At 70.6% G+C, this 20,226-nt stretch carries 16 protein-coding genes; 7 read left to right on the top strand and 9 right to left on the bottom strand.

Annotated features, from left to right (window positions below; genetic code table 11):
* The first annotated feature begins 86 nt into the window (after window positions 1-86).
* From pdxR to ABD264_RS07970, 3 genes are all read left to right on the top strand, one after another.
* Window positions 87-1,679 (top strand): MocR-like pyridoxine biosynthesis transcription factor PdxR, encoded by a 1,593-nt coding sequence (pdxR, locus tag ABD264_RS07960; RefSeq protein WP_344205348.1) that lies wholly within the window; start codon window positions 87-89, stop codon window positions 1,677-1,679.
* 64 nt (window positions 1,680-1,743) lie between these two features.
* Window positions 1,744-2,385: a DUF308 domain-containing protein gene (locus ABD264_RS07965; protein WP_244944891.1), complete on the top strand. Its 642-nt coding sequence runs from the start codon at window positions 1,744-1,746 to the stop codon at window positions 2,383-2,385.
* A gap of 78 nt (window positions 2,386-2,463) precedes the next feature.
* The gene (locus ABD264_RS07970) at window positions 2,464-2,892 is read left to right on the top strand and encodes a hypothetical protein (protein WP_144941402.1); all 429 of its coding nucleotides are present in this window, start codon (window positions 2,464-2,466) and stop codon (window positions 2,890-2,892) included.
* A gap of 190 nt (window positions 2,893-3,082) precedes the next feature.
* Here ABD264_RS07970 and ABD264_RS07975 read toward each other — a convergent pair whose 3' ends face one another.
* The 4 genes from ABD264_RS07975 to ABD264_RS07990 form a co-directional block, all read right to left on the bottom strand.
* On the bottom strand, window positions 3,083-5,587 hold the full coding sequence (locus ABD264_RS07975) for a heavy metal translocating P-type ATPase (RefSeq protein WP_344205350.1): 2,505 nt from the start codon (window positions 5,585-5,587) through the stop codon (window positions 3,083-3,085).
* Window positions 5,580-5,789 carry a heavy-metal-associated domain-containing protein gene (locus tag ABD264_RS07980; RefSeq protein ID WP_144941398.1) on the bottom strand — a complete coding sequence of 70 codons (210 nt, stop codon included), beginning with the start codon at window positions 5,787-5,789 and terminating at the stop codon, window positions 5,580-5,582. The genes ABD264_RS07975 and ABD264_RS07980 overlap by 8 nt, the downstream gene beginning before the upstream one ends.
* Window positions 5,790-5,852: 63 nt before the next feature.
* Window positions 5,853-6,170: a metal-sensitive transcriptional regulator gene (locus tag ABD264_RS07985; RefSeq protein ID WP_055085697.1), complete on the bottom strand. Its 318-nt coding sequence runs from the start codon at window positions 6,168-6,170 to the stop codon at window positions 5,853-5,855.
* A 9-nt stretch (window positions 6,171-6,179) separates the two neighbouring features.
* Window positions 6,180-6,806: a TetR/AcrR family transcriptional regulator gene (locus ABD264_RS07990; RefSeq protein ID WP_303106138.1), complete on the bottom strand. Its 627-nt coding sequence runs from the start codon at window positions 6,804-6,806 to the stop codon at window positions 6,180-6,182.
* Window positions 6,807-7,382: 576 nt separating this feature from the next.
* On the opposite strand from ABD264_RS07990, the gene ABD264_RS07995 reads away from it, so the two are divergent.
* Window positions 7,383-9,233 carry an NAD(P)-binding domain-containing protein gene (locus tag ABD264_RS07995; protein WP_425554303.1) on the top strand — a complete coding sequence of 617 codons (1,851 nt, stop codon included), beginning with the start codon at window positions 7,383-7,385 and terminating at the stop codon, window positions 9,231-9,233.
* Between the two features lie 39 nt (window positions 9,234-9,272).
* Here the strand turns inward: ABD264_RS07995 and ABD264_RS08000 are convergent, their stop codons facing one another.
* Window positions 9,273-9,641 (bottom strand): hypothetical protein, encoded by a 369-nt coding sequence (locus ABD264_RS08000; protein ID WP_179229820.1) that lies wholly within the window; start codon window positions 9,639-9,641, stop codon window positions 9,273-9,275.
* A 193-nt stretch (window positions 9,642-9,834) separates the two neighbouring features.
* Between ABD264_RS08000 and ABD264_RS08005 the strand changes: the two genes are divergently transcribed.
* Complete coding sequence (locus ABD264_RS08005) at window positions 9,835-10,512, top strand: metal-dependent transcriptional regulator (protein WP_303106137.1); 678 nt, start codon at window positions 9,835-9,837, stop codon at window positions 10,510-10,512.
* A 235-nt stretch (window positions 10,513-10,747) separates the two neighbouring features.
* On the opposite strand, the gene ABD264_RS08010 is transcribed toward ABD264_RS08005, so the two are convergent.
* From ABD264_RS08010 to ABD264_RS08025, 4 genes are all read right to left on the bottom strand, one after another.
* Entirely contained in the window at window positions 10,748-11,611 is an 864-nt protein-coding gene (locus ABD264_RS08010; RefSeq protein WP_425554309.1) for a metal ABC transporter permease, read from the bottom strand.
* Between the two features lie 41 nt (window positions 11,612-11,652).
* Window positions 11,653-12,498 carry a metal ABC transporter ATP-binding protein gene (locus ABD264_RS08015; protein WP_303106135.1) on the bottom strand — a complete coding sequence of 282 codons (846 nt, stop codon included), beginning with the start codon at window positions 12,496-12,498 and terminating at the stop codon, window positions 11,653-11,655.
* Window positions 12,495-13,433, bottom strand: coding sequence for a metal ABC transporter substrate-binding protein (locus tag ABD264_RS08020; RefSeq protein WP_303106134.1), 939 nt, complete (start codon window positions 13,431-13,433; stop codon window positions 12,495-12,497). Before ABD264_RS08020 ends, ABD264_RS08015 begins: the two co-directional genes overlap by 4 nt.
* Before the next feature lie 93 nt (window positions 13,434-13,526).
* On the bottom strand, window positions 13,527-13,904 hold the full coding sequence (locus ABD264_RS08025) for a DUF805 domain-containing protein (protein ID WP_303106133.1): 378 nt from the start codon (window positions 13,902-13,904) through the stop codon (window positions 13,527-13,529).
* Window positions 13,905-14,089: 185 nt separating this feature from the next.
* On the opposite strand from ABD264_RS08025, the gene ABD264_RS08030 reads away from it, so the two are divergent.
* Window positions 14,090-16,180 carry a glycoside hydrolase family 15 protein gene (locus ABD264_RS08030; protein ID WP_344205357.1) on the top strand — a complete coding sequence of 697 codons (2,091 nt, stop codon included), beginning with the start codon at window positions 14,090-14,092 and terminating at the stop codon, window positions 16,178-16,180.
* Between the two features lie 258 nt (window positions 16,181-16,438).
* A complete protein-coding gene (locus ABD264_RS08035; protein WP_344205360.1) occupies window positions 16,439-20,047 on the top strand; it encodes a bifunctional proline dehydrogenase/L-glutamate gamma-semialdehyde dehydrogenase in 3,609 nt (1,202 codons plus the stop codon).
* The last annotated feature ends 179 nt before the right edge of the window (window positions 20,048-20,226 follow it).

Raw genomic sequence — 20,226 nt, forward strand, 5'->3', positions numbered from 1 at the left:
CCAATGGTAGGACCAGAATTTGAGAGATCGACTGGTCCACTCTGAAGGACGCGCGGTGCGTCCGCCACCGAGCCCGAGGAGAGCCCGTGCGCCATCCCCGCGAGATCGACCTGCCGCTCACGCTGGACCGCACCCCGGGTGCGCCCCTGGGCGAGCAGCTCGTCCGGCAGGTCCGCGAGCTCGTGGCCCGGGGCGTGCTGCACCCCGGTGATCCCCTGCCGTCCTCGCGTGCGCTCGCAGCCCGGCTCGGCATCTCGCGCGGGACCGTCACGGCCGCGTGGGACGTTCTGAACGGCGAGGGCTATCTGGTGGCCGACCGCGGCGCCACGCGGATCACACCCTCCCTCGCGCCGGTCGTGCGGTCGGCTCCGAGCCTCCGCACGACCTCGCCGGGGGAGCAGCGCAACGCCGCCGCGCGGCGTGGGGGTTCGGGTACGACGTCGCCCGGCGATCCTTCCAAGGCATCGGCGGGGTGGACGCCGGCACGGCGGGGCGCGGCAGGTTCCGCGCGGAACCGGGTCGCTCGGCCCGGCTCCCACCTCGACCTCCGCCCGGGCGCGGGCCCCGTGGTTGCCCTGGACACCCCCGCCTGGCGCGGTGCGTGGCGGGACGCCGCGGGAGCCACGGCCTTGGGCGACAGCGCGGAAACATCCCTGCGGGGGCATCTGTCCGACCATCTGCGGCTGAACCGGGGGATTGTCCGCGCGCCCGAAGAGATCCTCGTGACCGCCGGAGTGCGGGACGGGCTGCAGCTGGTGCTGCGCGTGCTGGGTACCGCGCGTCGTCGTCCCCTGCGCGTGGCGGTGGAGAATCCCGGCTACCCGGCCCTGCGCCGCGTGGTCGAGGCCACCGGGCACACCGCGCTGCCCGTGCGGGTGGACCAGCACGGGCTGGACCCTGCGGTGCTGCCCGCCGGTCGTTGGGGCGGGGCCGGCAGGTGGGACGTGGCCGCACTCCCGGACGTCCTGGTGGTCACACCCGGGCACCAGTATCCGCTGGGCGGCACCATGACGGTGGATCGCCGGGTGGAGCTGCTCGGCTGGGCCCGTGAGCACGGCACGGTGGTGGTCGAGGACGACTACGACTCCGAGCTGCGCCACACCGGCCAGCCGCTGCCCGCGCTCGGGGCCCTGGACACCCCCGCGGACACCGTGGTCACCCTGGGCAGCTTCTCCAAGGTCCTGGGCGGCTCGGTGGCACTCGGGCACCTGGTGGCCCCCGCACCGCTGCTGCCCGGGCTGCTCACCGCCCGCGCAGACCTGGGCTCGCCCGTCTCGCTCGTGGGTCAGGACGCGCTGGCCCGTTTCATGGGCTCGGGCGAGTTCCAGCGGCACACGGCCAGGATGCGCCGATCCTTCCGACGACGCCGCTCGCTCGTCTCCGCCGCCCTCGCCGGCATCCCCGGTGTGGCCGTGGCGCCCATGGCCGGCGGGGCCCACGCGGTGGTGGAGGTGGCGGACGAGTCCCGGGTGCTCGCGCTCGCCCGGGAGCGCGGTGTGCTGGTGAGCGGGCTGCGGGAGTACTGGACCGCGCGCCCCGGCGAGGACGGCGTGGGAGGGGGCGCGGCGGCGGTGTCCTCCGCGGAAGGGCTTGTCCTGGGACTCACGGCATCGGACGAGGATCTCACGCGCGGAACCGCGGTGCTGCGCCGGATCCTGAGGGAGGCGGGCGGCTCCTAGGCAACTCCCCGGGGCGCCCTCGTTAGACTGGCCGGAACAACCACGGCAGATCAGGAGTTTCGGCGTGCCCCAGCAGATTTCCGCCCCGCACGGTGGACAGAGCCGCCCCGGCACCAGCGCGGCGGACGTGCGCCACGACCTGTGGGCGCCCGTGCTGCTGCGCGCCGTGGTTGCGCTGGTCTTCGCGGCGGTGACCGTGTTCTGGCAGCAGCCGTCCCTGACCACCGGCCGGTGGCTCATGGCGTTCTTCCTGGTGGGCACCGGGATCTCCGCAATCTTCCTGCAGGTGCGCCTGAACCGCCGGGAGGACGTGGACCTTGGGGCGAGCCGCAGCATCCCCCAGTCCTACGGCGTGCTCTACGTGCTCGGCGGAGCGCTCACCGCCGTGGTCGCCAACAGCGACTGGCTGCTCGTCCTGCTCTGCGCCGTGATCATGGGGCTGTGCGGCATTACAGAGCTCGTCCTGGGCATGCGCTTCCGCCGCGAGTTCCCCCTGGGGCGGGACTGGAGCCTGTGCGGCGTCGTGACCGTGTTCGCGGCCATGGGCATGGTGCTCGTGGAGAACCTGGGGACCAAGGCGGAGCTCGGGGTCGCGGGCGGCGCCGCTATCATCCTCGGCGTGAGCCAGCTGGTTGCCGCACTGAGCCTGCGCCACGATGCGCGGGCGGCGGACGGCACCGGCCGGGGCCCGGAGCGCGTGGCCTGACCGCGTAGACTGACATGTCGGGTTGATGGGCGTGACCCACCCCCGAACCACACCCAGAGCATCGCCAGGAGGAATCACGTGGCCCAGCGCAGTGAGCACGACGGCCGGCGCAAAACCGACATCAAGGGGCCCCTGGTCATCTCCGTGGTCCTGGCGGTCGTGGCGTTCGTGGTCGTCTCCACGGTGGCCGCCGGTGGCACCGACAACGCCGCACGCGTGGGCCTCGGCCTGATCGCGGCGGGCATCGCGTTCATCGCCTCCGTGGTCGTGTGCGCCACCCTCATGCTGCTCGAGAAGCCCAACGCCGAGGAGCTGGGACAGGGCACCGGGGTGAACCGTTCCTCCGCCAGGATCTTCGCCGAGAGCCAGGCTCGGCGGGAGGCGGAGCGCGTCCGCACCGAGGCGACCGACGGGGCGGCCGAGGGGAAGACCTCCGGCGAGCCTGAGTTCGGCCAGCGCGTGCGCCCCGACACCACGGGCGAGGAACCGGGTTCGAGCGCCCGCTGACAGATCTTTGGTGCGCGGCCGTGGCGACGCCGCCACGACGCCGTCGCGTCCCGTGACGAAGGGCCCCGGAGAACCGTTCTGGTTCTCCGGGGCCCGTCCCATGTGCCGGTGGGTTCAATCGGGTGCACCGGTTTCCTCGGCGTCCGTGGTCCCACTGGGGTCGCCCGGGGTGTCGTGCCGGGCCCCGTGCTCAGCGGGCGAAGCCCCGCAGCCGCAACGAGTTGAGGACCACGAACACTGAGCTGAAGGCCATGGCCGCACCCGCGACCATCGGGTTCAGCAGGCCCAGCGCAGCCACCGGAATGGCCACCGTGTTGTAGGCGAAGGCCCAGAACAGGTTGGACTTGATGGTGGCCAGCGTCCTGCGGGACAGCCTGATGGCCAGGGGGATCGCGGTCAGCTCGCTGCGCACCACGGTGATGTCTGCGGCCTGCATGGCGGCGTCCGTGCCGGAGCCCATGGCGATGCCCAGGTCTGCGCGGGTGAGCGCGGGGGCGTCGTTGACGCCGTCGCCCACCATGGCCACCACGCGGCCCTGCGACTGCAGCTTTTCCACGGCCTCGACCTTGCCGTCCGGGGTGACGTCCGCGACCACGTCCTGCGGGTCGATCCCCACGGCGGCGGCAACGGAGCGTGCCACCGCGGCGTTGTCACCGGTGAGCAGCATGGGGCGCAGACCCAGACGACGCAGCTCGGCAATGGCCTCCGGCGCCTCCTCCTTGACGGTGTCCTGCAGGTCCACGAATCCGGCCAGCCGCCCGTCGACCGCCACGAGGATGGTGGTGGCGCCGTTCTGTCGGGCGCGGCTCAGGGCCGTGGCCTCCTCGGAGTCGAGCTTCACGCCGTTCTTCGCGAGCCACGACTCCCGCCCGACGACGACCGCCCGGGCGTTCATGCCGTCCGGGACGTATCCGCGCACCCCGCCGCCGGGGGCGGACTCGAAGCGGGTGACGTCGTAGCGGTGCGGGGTCGCCGCGGCGATGGCCTGGGCGATCGGGTGCTCCGAGTAGCGCTCCACGGCCGCCGCGAAGTCCAGGACCTGGTCCTTCGACCACGAGTTCAGCGGGGCTACCTCGCTCACGGCCATGCTTCCGTGGGTCACCGTGCCGGTCTTGTCGAGCACCACGGTGTCCACGGAGCGGGTGTCCTCGAGAACTTCCGCGGAGGTGATGAGGATGCCCAGTTGGGCGCCGCGCCCGGTGCCCGTGAGCATGGCGGTGGGGGTCGCCAGGCCCAGGGCGCACGGGCAGGCGATCACCAGTACGGAGACGGCCGCGACGAACGCGCGGTTGAGGTCTCCGGTGACGACCAGCCACACCACCAGGGTCAGCAGGGCGACCCCCATGACCACGGGTACGAACACGGAAGAGATGCGATCCGCAAGCCGGGCCACGGGGGCCTTGGTCGCCTGGGCGCGGGCCACCGTGCGGCCCATCGAGGCGAGGACGGTGTCCGCACCAACGTGGGTGGCGCGGGCCAGGAGCCGTCCGGTGTTGTTGACGGTGGCGCCGGCCAGTTCGTCCCCGGGGCCCACCTCCACCGGGACGGATTCCCCGGTCAGCATGGAGGCGTCCACGGCGGACTCACCCTCCACCACCACGGCATCCGTGGCGATCTTCTCCCCCGGGCGCACCAAGAAGGTGTCACCCACGGCGAGCTCGGACACGGGGACGGTGCGCTCGGTGCCGTCCTGGTCGACCACGGTCGCCTGCTGCGCGCCGAGGTCCAGCAGCGCCCTGAGCGCCTCGCCGGAACGGGACTTGGCGCGTGCCTCGAGCCAGCGGCCGAGTAGGAGGAAGGTGGTCACGAGTGCTGCGGATTCGAAGTACAGCTGGTGGCTGGACATGTCCATGGGCGTGCCCGGGTGGGCATGGGCGGTCATGCCGGGGTCCACCACCAGGTGCCACACCGAGAACAGGTAGGCCGCCGCCACGCCCAGGGACACGAGGGTGTCCATGGTGGTGGAGAGGTGGCGTGCGCCCACTGCGGTGGCCCGGTGGAACGGCCAGGCCGCCCACGTGACCACGGGCAGGGCGAGCAGCGCGGCCACCCAGCCCCAGTGCGGGAACTGCGCGCCGGGGACCATCGACATCACGAGCACCGGCACGGAGAACGCGGCGGCCACCCAGAACCGCTTCCGCAGGTCGGCCATCCGCCGCTGGGCGGGGGTGGTCTCGAGAGCGGGGTCGCGGTGCTCGTTCGCCTCGCGGCCGCCGGGGTCCTGGCGCGGTGCGGCGCCCGGGGACGGCGACGACGTCGTGCCCCGCGCGCCTGCCGCGCGGACACCGGGTGCCCCGCCGGAGTCTGACGACGAACCGGAGAGTCGCGCGGTCCTGGAACCGGCGGCGTCGGAACCCGAGTTGTCGGAACCCGCCGCGCCGAGGGACGTCGCCTCGGCGCTCTCCCCGCGCGACGTCGTCGGCTGCCTGCCTCCAGTGATGGTGGCCTGGTAGCCGGCGCGCTTGACGGTGTCGAGGATCTGCTGGTCGCTGACATCCGCTGGTACCTGGACCGCGGCGGACTCGAGCGCAAGGTTGACCGCGGGCTGCACCCCCTCGATCTTGCGCAGCTTCCGCTCGATCCGGCCCACGCAGGACGCGCAGGTCATGCCGGTGATCTCCAGGTCCAGCTCGCGAAGGGGTCCGTGGACCTGGGGGTCCACGGTGGCTGTGCGGGAAGTGTCGGGGTCAGACAACGCTGTACCCGGCTTCCGCCACGGCCTCGGTGACAGCCTGCAGGTCCAGGTCCCCGGTGCTCTCGATGGTCACGGGGGAGATCCCGCCGGAGTTCAGGTCCACGTCCACGGCGGTGACGCCGGGGACCTCGGCGAGTTCTTCCTTCACGGACGAGACGCAGTGCCCGCAGGTCATTCCGGAAACGTTCACGGTGGTGGTCATGGTGTTCTCCTTGGTTCTCGAGGGTTCTCGGGGGGGCTGACGGCCCCGTGTGGTCTGGGGCGCTCAGCTCTTGACCAGGCGTGCGATGGCCGCGTTGGCCTCCGCGAGCTTGCTGTCCATCTCGGAGGTGTCCCCGGTGTCGTGTGCGTGCTCCACGGCGTGCTTGACGCAGTGGCCCAGGTGCTCCTCCATGAGCCCGAGACTCACGGACTTCAGGGCGGACTGGATGGCGGAGATCTGGGTGAGGACGTCGATGCAGTACGCGTCCTCCTCGACCATGCGCTGGATGCCGCGCACCTGGCCCTCGATGCGCTTGAGGCGGCGGGCGTACGCGGTCTTGTCCTGGGTGTAGCCGGGGGACGGGGTCTCGGAAGCGCTCATGCCTCGAAGTTATACCCTAGGGGGGTATTGTCGCAATGTGGTGGTGGACATGTGCGGGTGCAGGACGGTGCGCATCGAGGCGCGCAGCAGGTCGGTCATCGCGGTCGTGCTGGCCGTGGCGGTGGCCGCGCGCGCCTGCCGCCCGAGCACGGTGGCGAGCCCACCGGCCACGAAGTAGGCGCGCGCCCGGCGCTCGGTGTCCAGATCCTCGAGCGCGGTGCCGTAGGAGGCCAGGGAGATCCGTTCGGTGAGCCACTGCTCCACGATGGGCCGCACCCGTGAGGCCAGCTGCTGGTTGCTGATCATCACCACGGGGCCGGTGCCGCGGGCGTGCACGAACGTCACCAGGCGCTCCAGGGGGTCGTGGCCGGGCGTACCCTCGAACTCGTCGAGATCCTTCGCGGTGCGGGCGAGTTCCTGGCGCACGATGTCCGCGTACACGTCCTCGAGCCCGCAGTGGTGCTGGTAGAAGGTGCCGCGGGAGATCCCTGCCTGCTTGCACAGCTGGCTGATGGTGATGCTGCGGGCGTCGTGCGCCTCCAGCAGCTCCAGGCACGCTTCGCGGATCGTACTGCGCGTGTGGGTCACACGGATGTCCTGCGGGCGGTCCGGGTGGGGGTCGGCGGGGTCGTCCATGACGTCCAGGGTACGGCGACGCCGCGGGCGCGCTCCGCGCGCCCGGCAGGTCTCAGGGCGGGCGGGGTCCTTGGGGGCTGTTGGGTGGCGGGCGTGAGGGTCTTTGGCGCGACCGCGGATTGCAGGGAGGTGCGCCGAACCAGGGCGGGATCCGGGCCGAAGGGTTCGTCGCGATGAGGAGGCGGCTGGAGCAGTGGAAGAGCGCGCCCCGATGATGCGCAGCACGATGCCAACCGTTGTCCGTTCCGCTTCTCACTTCCCTTCCGAGGAGCCGGAGGGGCTCGGTATGAAGCCCCCCCCGTTACCGGGGGGCAACGGTGCCGACGTGCAGTGGGGGCCGCCCGGGCCGACGTCGAGGCTCCCGTGTTCTGGGAGGCCGGGCCTCTGCGCGCCTCGGTGCCATGGGCTTCACGGTGCGGGCGGCGGCGTCATCCACTCGCAGATCCGGACGCGCGGTCGGCGGACCGGATGGCTGGAGATCGTGGCGACCCAGGGCTTTCGTCCTGCCCGGTGTTGTCGGCGGGTGAAGCGCGCTAGTGTGACCCAAATCATAGCCTAGCCACATCAGGGAGTGACATGACTCAGACCCACGACCGTGCAACCGATCCCGGCGAGAGCTCCGCAGTGAGTGACGACCCGCAGGCGGCCAGCAGCGCCGTCGAGATGTGGCTCGCCGCCTTCGACCGGGCACTCCGTGCGCACGACGAGGACGCGTTGCGTGAACTCTTCGCCGAGGACTGCTACTGGCGTGACTTCGTGGCATTCACGTGGAACCTCAAGACGCTCGAAGGCATCGATGAGATCGCGGCGATGCTCCAGGCCCAGCTGCCGACAGTCGATCCGCACGATTGGCAGCTCGCCGAGCCCGCATCGGGCACGGCCGAGAACGCAGAGGCATGGCTCAACTTCATGACCGCCGCCGGGCGTGGCTGGGCTCACCTGAGGCTCGTGGACGGACGTTGCTGGACACTGCTGACCACCCTGCAGGAACTGACGGGGCACGAGGAGAAGAAGGGCCCCCGCCGTGAGCTCGGCGTCACCCACGAGATCACCCGGGGGCGCAAGACATGGAAGGAGTCCCGGGCGGAGCGCGACGCCCGGCTCGGTTTCGACGAGCAGCCGTACGTGCTGATCATCGGCGGGGGTCAGGGTGGCATCGGGCTCGCCGCGCGGCTGCGACGTCTCGGCGTGCCGACGATTGTCGTAGAGAAGAACGAGCGGGCGGGTGACTCGTGGCGCAAACGCTACAAGTCGCTGCACCTGCACGACCCGGTCTGGTACGACCACATGCCCTACCTGCCCTTCCCCGACGACTGGCCGATCTTCCCGTCGAAGGACAAGATGGGGGACTGGCTCGAGCACTACGTGGACATCATGGAACTCGACTACTGGGCTGGCACACGGTGCCTGGGCGCGCAGTTCGACCAGGGCACGGGCACGTGGACCGTGCGGGTGGACCGCCGTGGCGAGGAGGTCGTCCTGCACCCCACCCAGCTCGTCTTCGCACTGGGTGTCTCCGGTTACCCAAACACCCCCCGTTTCGAAGGCGCCGATGACTTCGCCGGATGGCAGGGTCACTCCTCCGAGTTCACGGGTGGGGAAGAAGATCTCGAGGGCAGGCGAGCTGTGGTCATCGGGTCGAACAACTCGGCCCACGACATCGCGGCGACCCTGTGGGAGAAGGGCGCCGAGGTCACGATGATCCAGCGTTCCTCCACGCACATCTCCCGCAGCGACTCCCTGCGGGAGCTGGCGCTGGGCGCGCTTTACTCGGAGGAGGCCCTGGAGAACGGGGTGACCACGGAGAAGGCCGACATGCTCTTCGCCTCGTGGCCGTACCGGCTGCTGCCGGCTGCGCAGATTCCCGTGTACGAGCAGATGGCTGAGCGGGATGCGGACTTCTACCGTGCGCTCACCGATGCCGGTTTCGAGTTGGACTTCGGCGAGGACGGTTCAGGCCTGTTCTTGAAGTACCTGCGACGTGGATCCGGGTACTACATCGACGTGGGAGCATCGCAGCTGATCATCGACGGCCGGATCCAGCTGGAGCGCGGTCAGGTCACCAAGGTCGTGCCGGAGGGGGTGGTCGTCGACGGCGACCGGCTGGTCCCCGTGGACCTGCTCGTCTATGCGACCGGGTACGGGTCGATGAATGCGTGGCTCGCGGATCTCGTCTCGCCGGAGGTTGCCGACGCAGTGGGCAAGTGCTGGGGGTACGGCTCGGACACGACCCGCGACCCCGGTCCCTGGGAAGGGGAGCTGCGCAACATGTGGAAGCCCACAGCGGTGCCGCAGTTGTGGATTCACGGCGGCAATCTGCACCAGTCCCGCCACTACTCGAAGTACCTCGCGCTGCAGCTCAAGGCCCGGGAGCTGGGGATGGACACGCCCGTCTATCAGCTGCAGGAATCGCACCATGTGCGGTGACCGCGAGAGAAGGGTCGAAGGGCGGCTCCCGCCGCCCCGTCAGGCGGCGGTCTCGGGTGCCGGGGTGAAGGCGGGTGCTGCATCCGTGTAGTCCAGCGTCACCCGGGCGAACGGGGCGCCGATGATGACTTCCAGCCCCGGGATGAGTTCGTAGCGGATCTCGTCCTTGATCCGCGGGTTCTCCAGGGCGGGAGTAAAGACCAGCGTGACCGTGAGCTCGGGAGCCAGAGGGCTGCCCGTGATGCTGAACTGCGCGGAGGCCACGGAGGGGTAGATCTGGATGCCCCTCGTGGCGGCGCGGGCCACGGCGTCGAGCGGCACGCCTGGTGCGCGGGCGGGAACGGGAGAAGAGGGCTCGGCGGCGGTCGTCCCGAGGGGGCTCGACGTCGGTTCATGAGGGGGCAGCACGGCAGCCCCTCCCCTCCACCTGTAAACCGCCTGGCGGGGCGGTGACAGGTTAGTGTGACTTCCACCCAAGCGGGTGGTCTACCGGAGTGTATGCGTACGACATGAACTTCCCGCACCAGGACGCGCCGTGGAGCGCCTGCATGACGTCTGGTTGCTCGGTGCGAGGTTCTCTGCCTTGCTAGAGTCTCCCACCATGTCGGTCGCAAAGCTCTCGGTGAGCCACCAGAACTACCTGCGGGCCATCTGGAACCTGGGGGAGTGGTCCGAGGACCCCGTCACCACCTCGGCCGTGGCTGCGCAGGTGGGGCTGCGCCAGTCCACTGTCTCGGACGCCCTGAAGAAGCTCACGGAGCAGGGGCTCGTGGCGCACAGCCCGTACGGGGCCATCGAACTCACCGAGCAGGGCTGCTCGCTCGCCGTGGAGATGGTGCGCCGGCACCGGCTGATCGAGACGTTCCTGCTGGAGATGCTCGGCTACCGGTGGGACCAGGTCCACGACGAGGCGGAGCACCTTGAGCACGCGGCGTCGGACTTCATGATCGACCGTCTCGACGACCTCCTGGGCCATCCCGGGCGCGACCCCCACGGGGACCCGATCCCCGCCAGGGACGGCACCATCACCCCGCCCGACGCCGTGTCCCTCTCCACTGTGGCCGACGGCACTCGGGTGCGCGTGGAGCGGATCTCCGACCGGGACTCGGAGCTGCTGCGGTTCTTCGCCGAGAACGGTATCGGCGTGGGTGTTCCCCTCGACATCCGCTCCAACGGCCCGTACTCGGGCTCGGTCCAGGCCACGCACACCGACGGCGCTCGCAGCGTCCCCCTCGGTCGCGCCGCCACGGACGCTGTGTGGGTTTCTCTGTCCTCCTAGCCGGGAGAGCACCACACCCGACATCTGTGCCCCCCGTCAGCCCGGGGATACCGGCTGGAGGCCTGGGGCCCGGAGGGTCAGTCCGCCCAGCTGCTGTTGATCTTCACGCCACCCAGCAGCGCAGTGCCGCCCGGATGACACTGGAACGACTGAGGTGCTCCATTTCGTCGGCCCACTCTCGGATCATCTCGTCCGTCACCGGCGCGCCGTTCACCGTCTCCGCGGTAGGACCGTATTACGAAGTGGTCGTTGGTGGACAGGCCGGAGGGACTGAGGATGAAGATTCGCTACTCCGGCGACGTCGTGCGGCAAGTCTGCCGCCCAGCACCCCGTGCGCGGGGCTGAGCAGGTAGGCGAGCGCGAAGGCCGCTGAGTGGGCGAGCACCACGAGCCCGCCGGGGGAGGCGTCGAGCCAGTAGCTGAGGTAGATGCCCACCACCGAGCACGTCACCGACATGCTCGGCGCGAGCACGAGCATGACCCCGAACCTGTCGGTGAGCAGGTGTGCGGTGGCTCCCGGGGTGATGAGCATGGCGACCACGAGCACCACCCCCACCACCTGCAGCGCGACCACGGAGGTCACGGCCAGCAGCCCTAGCAGCAGCGCACCGAGTGCCCTGGGGGAGAGCCCGATGGCCTGGGTGTGCAACGGGTCGAAGGCGTAGAGGGTCAGGTCCCGCCTCTTGAGCACCATCACAGTCAGAGCCACCACGGCCAGCGCGCAGATTTGCAGCTGCTCGGCCGGGGAGATCCCCAGCACGTTGCCGAAGACGATGTGGCTGAGGTTCGTCTGGCTCGGCGTGACGGAGATGAGCACGAGCCCCAGTGCGAACAGGGACGTGAACACGATCCCGATCGACGCGTCCTCCTTGATCCTGCTCGTCCCGCGCAGCCCGCCGATCAGCACCACCGCGAGCACCCCCGCGACCAGCGCCCCCACGGTGAACGGGAGGCCCAGGATGTATGCGAGCACCACGCCGGGCAGCACCGCGTGGGAGACGGCGTCCCCCATGAGCGACCACCCCACGAGCACCAGCCAGCACGAGAGCACCGCGCACACGGCCGCCGCGGCCACCGTGGTCACGAGGGCACGCACCATGAACTCGTAGCTCAGCAGTTCGGTGAACAGGTCCACGGGGTTCACGAGGTCTCCTCCCGTTGGGGCGAGTGCGCGGCGTCGTCCGCGCGTGAGTGGTCGGAGGCGACGGCGGGCGTGTGGCCCGGCACCGCGGCGTCGTCGTCCCCGCCCGGTTCCGCAGAACGGGAAAGGACGTCCAGGCCGAAGGTGCGCACCAGGTTCTTCGGCGTGAGTCCCTCGGCCACGGGCCCGTGGAAGAGCACGCGGCGGCGCAGCAGGACCACGTCCTGAGCGAGAGCGGGCAACGCCTGGAGATCGTGCGTGGCCACCAGCACGGCGCAGCCCTGCCCGGCGAGCTCGCGCAGCAGCCGCACGATGGTCGCCTCGCTGCGCTTGTCCACGCCGGCGAAGGGTTCGTCGAGCAGCAGGATCCGCGCGCACTGTGCGATCGCGCGTGCCACGAACACGCGCTTGCGCTGCCCGCCGGAGAGCTGCCCGATCTGTCGCCGGGACAGCTCGGTCAGCTCCACGCGCTCGAGCGCGTCCGTCACGGCCGCTGCGTCCTCCGGGCGCACCCGCCGGGTGAAGCCCATGCTCCCGTAGCGACCCGTGGTGACGACGTCCCCCACGGACAGCGGGAAGGACCAGTCCACGTCCTCGCTCTGTGGCACGTAGCCGACGAGTCCCCGTTTCCGAGCCTCGCGCGGGCTCTGGCCGTCCAGCTGGACCTCGCCCGCGGCCAGGGGGACGTTTCCCGTAACCGCCTTGAGCAGTGTGGACTTCCCGGAGCCGTTCATGCCCACCAGCCCGGTCACGCGCCCGGGCGCCACCTGAAGGTCCACGCCGTCCAGCGCGCGGACCCGGCCGTAGTCGACGACGACGCCGCGTGCCCGGATCGCGGGTCTCACCGCTGCTCCCGGACCAGGCCACGGGCAATGGTGTCCGCGTCGTGGCACATCAGCTCGAGGTAGGTGGGGACGGGACCGTCCGCCTCCGAGAGGGAATCCACGTAGAGGGTGCCGCCGAACCGGGCGTCCGTGGCCTCGACCACCTGCTGCATCTGCCGGTCCGAGACGGTCGACTCGCAGAACACCGCCGGGACGTGGTTGTGCCGCACGGTGTCGATTGCCGAGCGCAGCTCCTGCGGGCCCGCCTCCTGTTCGGAGTTCACGGGCCAGAGGTAGTGCTCGATCAGCCCGGTGTCCCGCGCGAAGTAGGAGAAGGCGCCCTCGCACGTGAGCAGCGCGCGCTGGTTCGCGGGGACTCGGTCCAGCCGTTCCCGCAGGCCCGTGCGGACCTCTTCCAGCTGCTCCTTGTACCTGTCGCCGTTCTCCCGGAACCGTGCGGCGTGCTCGGGATCGAGGTCGCTCAGGGCGGTCACGATGTTGTCAACGTAGCGCTGCCCGTTCGTGGGACTCATCCAGGCGTGGGGATTAGGTGTTCCGGGCTGGTCCTCGATGTCCACCGTGGGAACGCCCTCGGAGACCACCGTGTGCGGCACGTTGGCCGAGGTCACGAACTGCCCGAGCCAGCCCTCCAGGCCGAGCCCGTTGTCCAGGACCAGCTGGGCACTGGACGCCTTGCCCACGTCCGTGGGGGTGGGCTCGTAGTCGTGGATCTCCGCCCCGGGCCTGGTCACGGACTCCACGGCCACGTGCTCACCGCCAACTACCCGGGCCATGTCCGCGAGCACCGTGAAGGTGGCCAGGACCGTGGGTTTGCCAGACCTCGTTGCGCCGGAGGCGCCCGGCGCCTCGGTGCCTCCAGACTGCGCGCACCCGTTCAGGGCCAGCACCCCGACCACGGCCACCACCGCTGCTCTCCAGCCGCGTCGACGTCCCACCAGGACACACCTCCGCCATGTTGAATCATAATATTCGGTGTACCGAACTTTAGGGGCAGGGCGGGTGCGTGGCAAGCGCTGCGAGGTGTGGCGTCACCGGGTGGCAACGGGGATCAGGAGGTACCAGAGCCCGGAGAGATTGGCGTCGTGCAGTCGCCGGACGGACAGCGCGATCCCGAAGACCACGCACAGGATCGCAGTAGCCAGCATCGCGAGGGCCAGGAGGAGATAGACCACGGCGATCCACTCGGGTCCCCCGGGCAGGGGTTCGCTGAAGCAGTCGTGCTTGTCCGCATAGTTGCCGCCCCAGGACAGCAGCGCGGCGTACAGGGCGATCCACCAGTACTCGGAACGGGATGCGCGGCCGGAGAACTGGAAGCCCCTGCCGAGGAAGTGGCGCAGGGCCTTCAGGGGGCCCACGCGCTCGCCGGGCTGGGCGGCGCGAAACGCTGGCTGGTAGGGCTTGGTCACGGGTGGTGCCCTCCTGCATTGGTCGCGGTGGCGTCCGCCGGGTCGAGGGGGCCCGGGCCCCGGAACCGTCGGACGGAACCGGATGGAGCATCCACGGTATCGGGGGCCCTCCCAGCGGGCACTGGCCGAACGGCCAGAGTTTCGTGCGAGGTGAGCCGCCCGCGCGTTCGTGAGATTCTGGGGGCATGGCTTCAAAGATCGAGGACTACGCCCTGCTGTCCAACATGCGCAGCGGGCCGCTGGTCTCCCGGCACGGGTCGGTGGACTGGTGGTGCGTGCCGCGCTTCGACTCCCCGGCACTGTTCGCGGCTTTGTTGGGCACCCCGGACCACGGACGCTGGCTGCTCGCGCCGTACTGCGCGGTGGACGACGACGCCGCGGTGGACATGTCCCTGCCCGGTGTGATCGCGGTGGAGCGCTTCTACGCGGAGAACACGTTCGTGCTGCACACGGTGTGGTCCACGGACACCGGCACGGTGCGCGTCACGGACTTCATGCCGCTCAACGCCCGCACCGAGCTGATCCGCCGGGTGGAGGGCCTCACGGGTGAGGTGGAGATGTTCCAGGACCTCCGGCTGCGCTTCAACTACGGCTCGTCCGTGCCGTGGCTGAGCCGCTTCGACGTGCTCGAGGACGAGTCGGAGGACGCCGAGGCCGAGTCCGTGCTGGTGGGCATGGCCGGTCCGGACTCCGTGGTCTTCCACGGCGATCCGCTGCCGGAGGCGGATCCGGACAAGACCAAGCGCCGCCACGCGGGCTCGTTCACGGCGGCGGCCGGTCAGACCCGGGACTTCACGCTCACGTGGTTCCCGTCCCACGGCGTGCCCCCGGAGGCGGTGGACGTGAACGAGACGCTGACGGCCACCGTGAACCTGTGGCAGGAGTGGACAGAGCGCTACGAGCCCTACGACCCCCTCACGGATCCCGCGGCCATGAACCACACGGACCCGGACGAGCAGCCGCCCGCGCTGCACGCCTCCGGTGCGGGCGCCGGGGACCTCGACACCTCCGAGCGCCCCTCGGCACGGGACGTGGGTCGTCACGGGGACCGCCCCCACCACGAGGGCGCCGCCCTGGGCGGGTTCACGCTCACGGCCACGGACGACGAGCCCGCGGACCTCGTCCGGCGCAGCCTGCTGGTGGTGCGCGGACTGATGCACCAGGCCACGGGCGGGCTGATCGGCGCCCCCACCACGTCACTGCCGGAGGTCGTGGGTGCGGAGCGCAACTGGGACCACCGGCTTTCGTGGCCCCGGGATGCCGCGTCCGCGCTGGAGGTCATGCTGGACCACGGCCACGACCGCGAGGCCGCCCAGCTGCGCAACTGGCTGCTGCGCGCGGTGGCCGGGGACGTCAACAACCCCTCCAACATCTACACCCTGGACGGCTCACCCCAGATCCGTGAGCGCCTGGTGGACCTGCCGGGCTACGAGCGCTCGCGGCCCGTGCGCGACGGCAACTCCTCCGGCAGCCACTACCAGTCGGACGTGGCCGGGCACGTGCTGCGCGTGTTCGAGATGCTGCGCCGGCGCGGTGTGCAGGAGGACCACCTCTCGTGGCCGCTGCAGCAGGCGCTGCTGCGCGCCGTGGTGGCCAACTACGAGGAGAAGGACCAGGGAATCTGGGAGATGCGCGGCGAGCCCCAGTACTACACGCACTCGCGCGTGATGATGTGGGCCGCCATGCAGGCAGGTGTGGACGCCGTGCGCATCCACGGCCTGCCCGGGGACGTGGAGACCTGGGAGGAGCACCGCGACCAGCTCGCGCACGAGATCTGGACCAGCGGCTACGACCCCCAGGTGGGCTCGTTCGTGCAGTACTACGGCTCCACGGACGTGGACGCCTCCCTGCTGCAGCTGCCCATGGTGGGTTTCGTGGCCTACGACGACGAGCGCATGCTCGGCACCGTGGAACGCATCCGCACCGAGCTCACCGATAGCTCGGGGCTGCTGCACCGTTACCGCAACCTGCCGCAGCTCACGGACCTGGACGACGCCGAGGCGTTCGCGTCCTCGATCGGCCAGGACGGCTTCGCGGGGCAGTCCGCCCCGTCCATCTCCGCCACGCTGCAGCTCGCGGAGCAGCTGGCCATGTGCGGGCACACGCAGGAGGCCGTGCGGGTCACGGATCTCGTGCTCTCCACGGCCAACGATCTGGGTCTGCTGGCCTCCACCTACTCGCCGTCCCAGCACCGCGCCACGGGCAACTTCCCGCAGGCCGAGGCGCACCTGCACCTGATCCGCGTGATCGACATTCTGCAGGCGGAGCTCGGCTGAGCGCGGTGGTTCCAGGGCGCGCCGCCGGGGTCGACGACGCCGCGTGGCCCGCTGCCGGACGACGGGCCGGGGAGATGCGCGGGCGGCGTCGTGCGAAGCGTGAGGTGTGTTGCACGGCGCCGTGAGGGAGATTACTGGCGATGCCGCGCGCCACGGTAGCGTGGTGAGACCAGCCACGCCGGGCCCGGTGAGACTTGGCTGGTGGCCGAGGGAATGCCTCGGCACCTTCCCCGGGCCGAGACTCTTGGAGGCGCTGCAATGGCACGCACCGTCAATACCGGATCCGATCCCCATTCGCTCGCAGATCCCGCCGTGGATCTCGTGCGCACGTGGCTGCAGAAGGCTCAGGACAACGAGCGCAAGAGCAGGCAGAAGAACCCTGCCGAGGACCGCCTCGCCGCCGTGCTGCAGGACCCCAACGGGCTGGAGTTCACGGTGGGTTTCGTGGACCGCGTGATCCGCACGGAGGACACGAAGGCTGCGGCAAAGGCGCTGCAGGACATCGCCAAGCTGACCCCGCAGTCCATGCCGGCCGCGGACCGGGCCCAGATCCAGGCGGGCGTCGTGCTCTCCGGCGCGCTGCCCTCCGTGGTGGTCCCCGCGGCGCGCACCCGTCTGCGTCAGATGGTCGGCCACATGGTCGTGGACGCCCGCCCGGGCCCGTTCGGCAAGTCCGTGAAGGGCCTCAAGCAGCACGGTCACCGGCTGAACATCAACCTCCTGGGCGAGGAGGTGCTCGGCGAGGACGAGGCGAAGAAGCACCTCGCGGACGCCGAGGGCCTGTTGCGCCGCGAGGATGTGGACTACGTCTCCCTGAAGGTTTCCTCCGTGGTGCCGCAGCTGTCCCACTGGGGCTTCGAACGCACCGCCGAGCGCGTCGTCAAGCGCTTGCTGCCGCTGTATGAAACGGCCGCCACCAAGGGCACCGGCAAGATGTTCATCAACCTGGACATGGAGGTCTACTCGGACCTCGAACTGACCATCGAGGTGTTCCAGCGGCTGCTGAACAAGCCCCAGCTGAAGAACCTCGAGGCCGGCATCGTCATCCAGGCCTATCTCCCGGACGCCCTCGGCGCCATCCAGCGGCTCTCCGAGTGGTCCGGGCAGCGCGTCGCGGACGGCGGCGCACAGATCAAGGTCCGCCTGGTCAAGGGCGCGAACCTCGCCATGGAGAACGTGGACGCGGAAATGCACGGCTGGCCGCTGGCCACCACGGAGTCCAAACAGGCCACGGACACCAACTACAAGCGCGTGCTCACCTGGCTGTTTCAGCCCGAGCGCATGAAGGGCATGCGGCTGGGCGTGGCCGGTCACAACCTCTTCGACATCGCCTTCGCCCACCTGCTGGCCGGGCAGCGCGGCGTCACCGACCGCATCGAGTTCGAGATGCTCCAGGGCATGGCCACCTCCCAGAGCGAGGCCGTGTCCACGGACGTGGGCCAGCTGCTGCTGTACGTGCCGGCCGTGAAGCCCGCGGAGTTCGACGTCGCCGTGTCCTACCTGGTGCGCCGCCTCGAGGAGAACTCCGCGAACGAGAACTTCATGTCCGGGATCTTCGAGCTGGGTCCGGACAACTGGGTGTTCCAGCGCGAGGAGGGCCGCTTCCGGGCCGCGCTCGCCGAGCTGGAGACAGAGCCGCAGGCCCCGGGTCCGCGCCGCGTGCAGGACCGCACCACGGAGACCGCGGGGGAGCAGGCCACCCTGCCGCTGGACGAGCCGTTCCGCAACGAGCCGGACACGGACGTCTCCGTGCCCGCCAACCAGCGCTGGGCCGGGGGCCTGGCCGAGAAGATCGGCAGCAGCGAATGGTACGCCTCCGTGGCCGTGCCCGAGCTGCTGAAGGACATGGACCAGGACTCGGACGAGGCGATGCAGGCCGTGAACGACGTCGTGGCCACCGCCAAGGCCGCCGGCAAGCACTGGGCAGCCACCCCCGCCCGTGAGCGCGCCGAGATCCTCAACCGCGCCGCGGACATTCTCGCCGCGCGCCGTGGCCACCTCATGGCCGTGGCCGGTGCGGAGACCGGCAAGGTTCTGGAGCAGAGCGATCCCGAGGTCTCCGAGGCCGTGGACTTCTGCCGCTACTACGCCCGCCGCGCGCTGGAGCTGGAGTTCGTGGACGGCGGGGACTTCGTGCCGCACGCCGTGACCGTGGTGACCCCGCCGTGGAACTTCCCGCTGGCCATCCCCACGGGCACCACCGTGGCGCCTCTGGCCACAGGTTCGGCCGTGATCCACAAGCCGTCCCCCGAGTCTCGCCGCTGCTCCACCGCGGTGTGCGAGGCGCTGTGGGCGGCCGGTGTGCCGCGCGATGTGCTGCAGCTCGTGGACGCCGTGGAGGGTGGGGGCGGCAAGGCGCTGATCTCCCACCCGGACGTGGAGCGCGTGGTACTCACCGGCGCGTACGAGACCGCGCAGCTGTTCGCCTCGTGGGACCCGGAGCGTCCGCTCACCGCGGAGACCTCCGGCAAGAACTCCCTGGTGATCACCCCCAGCGCGGACCGTGACCAGGCGGTGTGGGACCTCGTCTCCAGCGCCTTCGGCCACGCGGGGCAGAAGTGCTCCGCGGCGTCGCTCGGCATCCTGGTGGGCTCCGTGGCGAAGTCCGAGCGCTTCCGCCGCCAGCTCGTGGACGCGGCGTCGTCGATGGTCGTGGACTGGCCCGAGAACCTGCAGGCCACCGTGGGCCCCACGGTGCAGCAGCCCTCCGGCAAGCTGCTGAAGGCGCTCACCGAGCTGGAGCCCGATGAGGAGTGGCTGATCGAGCCCAAGCAGCTGGACGACTCCGGCCGCCTGTGGCGCCCCGGGATCCGCACCGGCGTGAAGCCCGGGTCCTTCTTCCACCTGACCGAGTGCTTCGGCCCCGTCCTGGGGCTCATGTCCGCGGACAGTCTTGACGAGGCCGTGAAGCTGCAGAACGCCACGGACTACGGGCTCACGGCGGGCATCCACTCGCTCGACGCGGACGAGATCCTGCGCTGGATCGACACCGTGCAGGCCGGCAACCTCTACGTGAACCGCGGCATCACGGGCGCGATCGTGCAGCGCCAGCCCTTCGGCGGCTGGAAGCGCTCCTCCGTGGGCCTCGGCGCCAAGGCCGGCGGTCCGAACTACCTGGCCTCCCTGGGCCGGTGGACGCGGGCACCGTTCTCGGACTCGAGCACGGACCGCGGCGCGGCCGGCGCATGGGTCCTGGACCCGCGCGTGCACCGTGCGCTGGACGCCGTGACCCCGCTGATCTCGGACAATGACCTCGTGTGGCTGCGCCGTGCCGCGCAGTCCGACCAGTCCGAGTGGCAGCGTGAGTTCGGCCAGGTCAAGGACCCCACGGCTCTGCGCAGCGAGGCCAACCTGTTCCGCTACCGCCCCCGGACCGTGACGGTGCGCGCCCGTGAGGGTGCGTCCCTCACGGACGTCCTGCGCGTGGGCCTCGCGGCGGTGCGCTCCGGCTCGCAGGTGGTGCTCAGCGCCGCCGAGTCCCTGCCGGAGGCCGTGAACGGGCTGTTCGCCACCGTGCTGAACCCGGCCACGGACGCCGAGTTCGCGCACGCCCTGGACAGCGGCTCCCTGGGTGCGCTCGGCCAGCTCTCGGACCTGCGCGTCCTCGGCGACGATGCCCTGGACGTCCGCCACGGCGCCCGCGTCCGCGTGATCTCCCCGTGGGGCGGCTCCGAGGAGGACCTCAAGGACCTCTACGCGGTGCGCGCCGAGCACCCGGACATAGCCCTGATCACCGAGGACGTGGTGGGCACCGGGCGCGTGGAGATGATGTACATGCTGGCTGAGCAGGCCGTGTCCATCACCATGCACCGCTTCGGCAACCACAGCCAGTCCATGCAGCGGGTGGTGGACGAGATGGTGCGGTGACCGGGCGGCGTCATGCCTGCCGCCCGGCGGCCTGCGGGTCGCGGGCGCCTGGCGCTCCAGGGCGGACCGGCTGCTGACCCCGGACTCTCGAGGTCTGGCATCGGAACGGACGCGAGCCGCGCTCCCGGGGGACCGGGGGCGCCGCTCGTGCTGTGCCCGGACTCGGCAGGGGCGATGCG

Origin of the sequence: Kocuria salsicia (assembly GCF_039532055.1) — a bacterium.
Lineage (GTDB): Bacteria > Actinomycetota > Actinomycetes > Actinomycetales > Micrococcaceae > Kocuria > Kocuria salsicia.

What these genes read in the sequence shown, in the direction of transcription:
- ABD264_RS08035 (WP_344205360.1), top strand. Translation starts at nt 16,439, where the DNA reads ATGGCACGCACCGTCAATACCGGATCCGATCCCCATTCGCTCGCAGAT.
- ABD264_RS08005 (WP_303106137.1), top strand. Translation starts at nt 9,835, where the DNA reads ATGTCGGTCGCAAAGCTCTCGGTGAGCCACCAGAACTACCTGCGGGCC.
- ABD264_RS07980 (WP_144941398.1), bottom strand. Translation starts at nt 5,789, where the DNA reads ATGACCACCACCGTGAACGTTTCCGGAATGACCTGCGGGCACTGCGTC.
- ABD264_RS08010 (WP_425554309.1), bottom strand. Translation starts at nt 11,611, where the DNA reads ATGGTGCGTGCCCTCGTGACCACGGTGGCCGCGGCGGCCGTGTGCGCG.
- ABD264_RS07995 (WP_425554303.1), top strand. Translation starts at nt 7,383, where the DNA reads ATGACTCAGACCCACGACCGTGCAACCGATCCCGGCGAGAGCTCCGCA.
- ABD264_RS07990 (WP_303106138.1), bottom strand. Translation starts at nt 6,806, where the DNA reads ATGGACGACCCCGCCGACCCCCACCCGGACCGCCCGCAGGACATCCGT.
- ABD264_RS08030 (WP_344205357.1), top strand. Translation starts at nt 14,090, where the DNA reads ATGGCTTCAAAGATCGAGGACTACGCCCTGCTGTCCAACATGCGCAGC.
- ABD264_RS07985 (WP_055085697.1), bottom strand. Translation starts at nt 6,170, where the DNA reads ATGAGCGCTTCCGAGACCCCGTCCCCCGGCTACACCCAGGACAAGACC.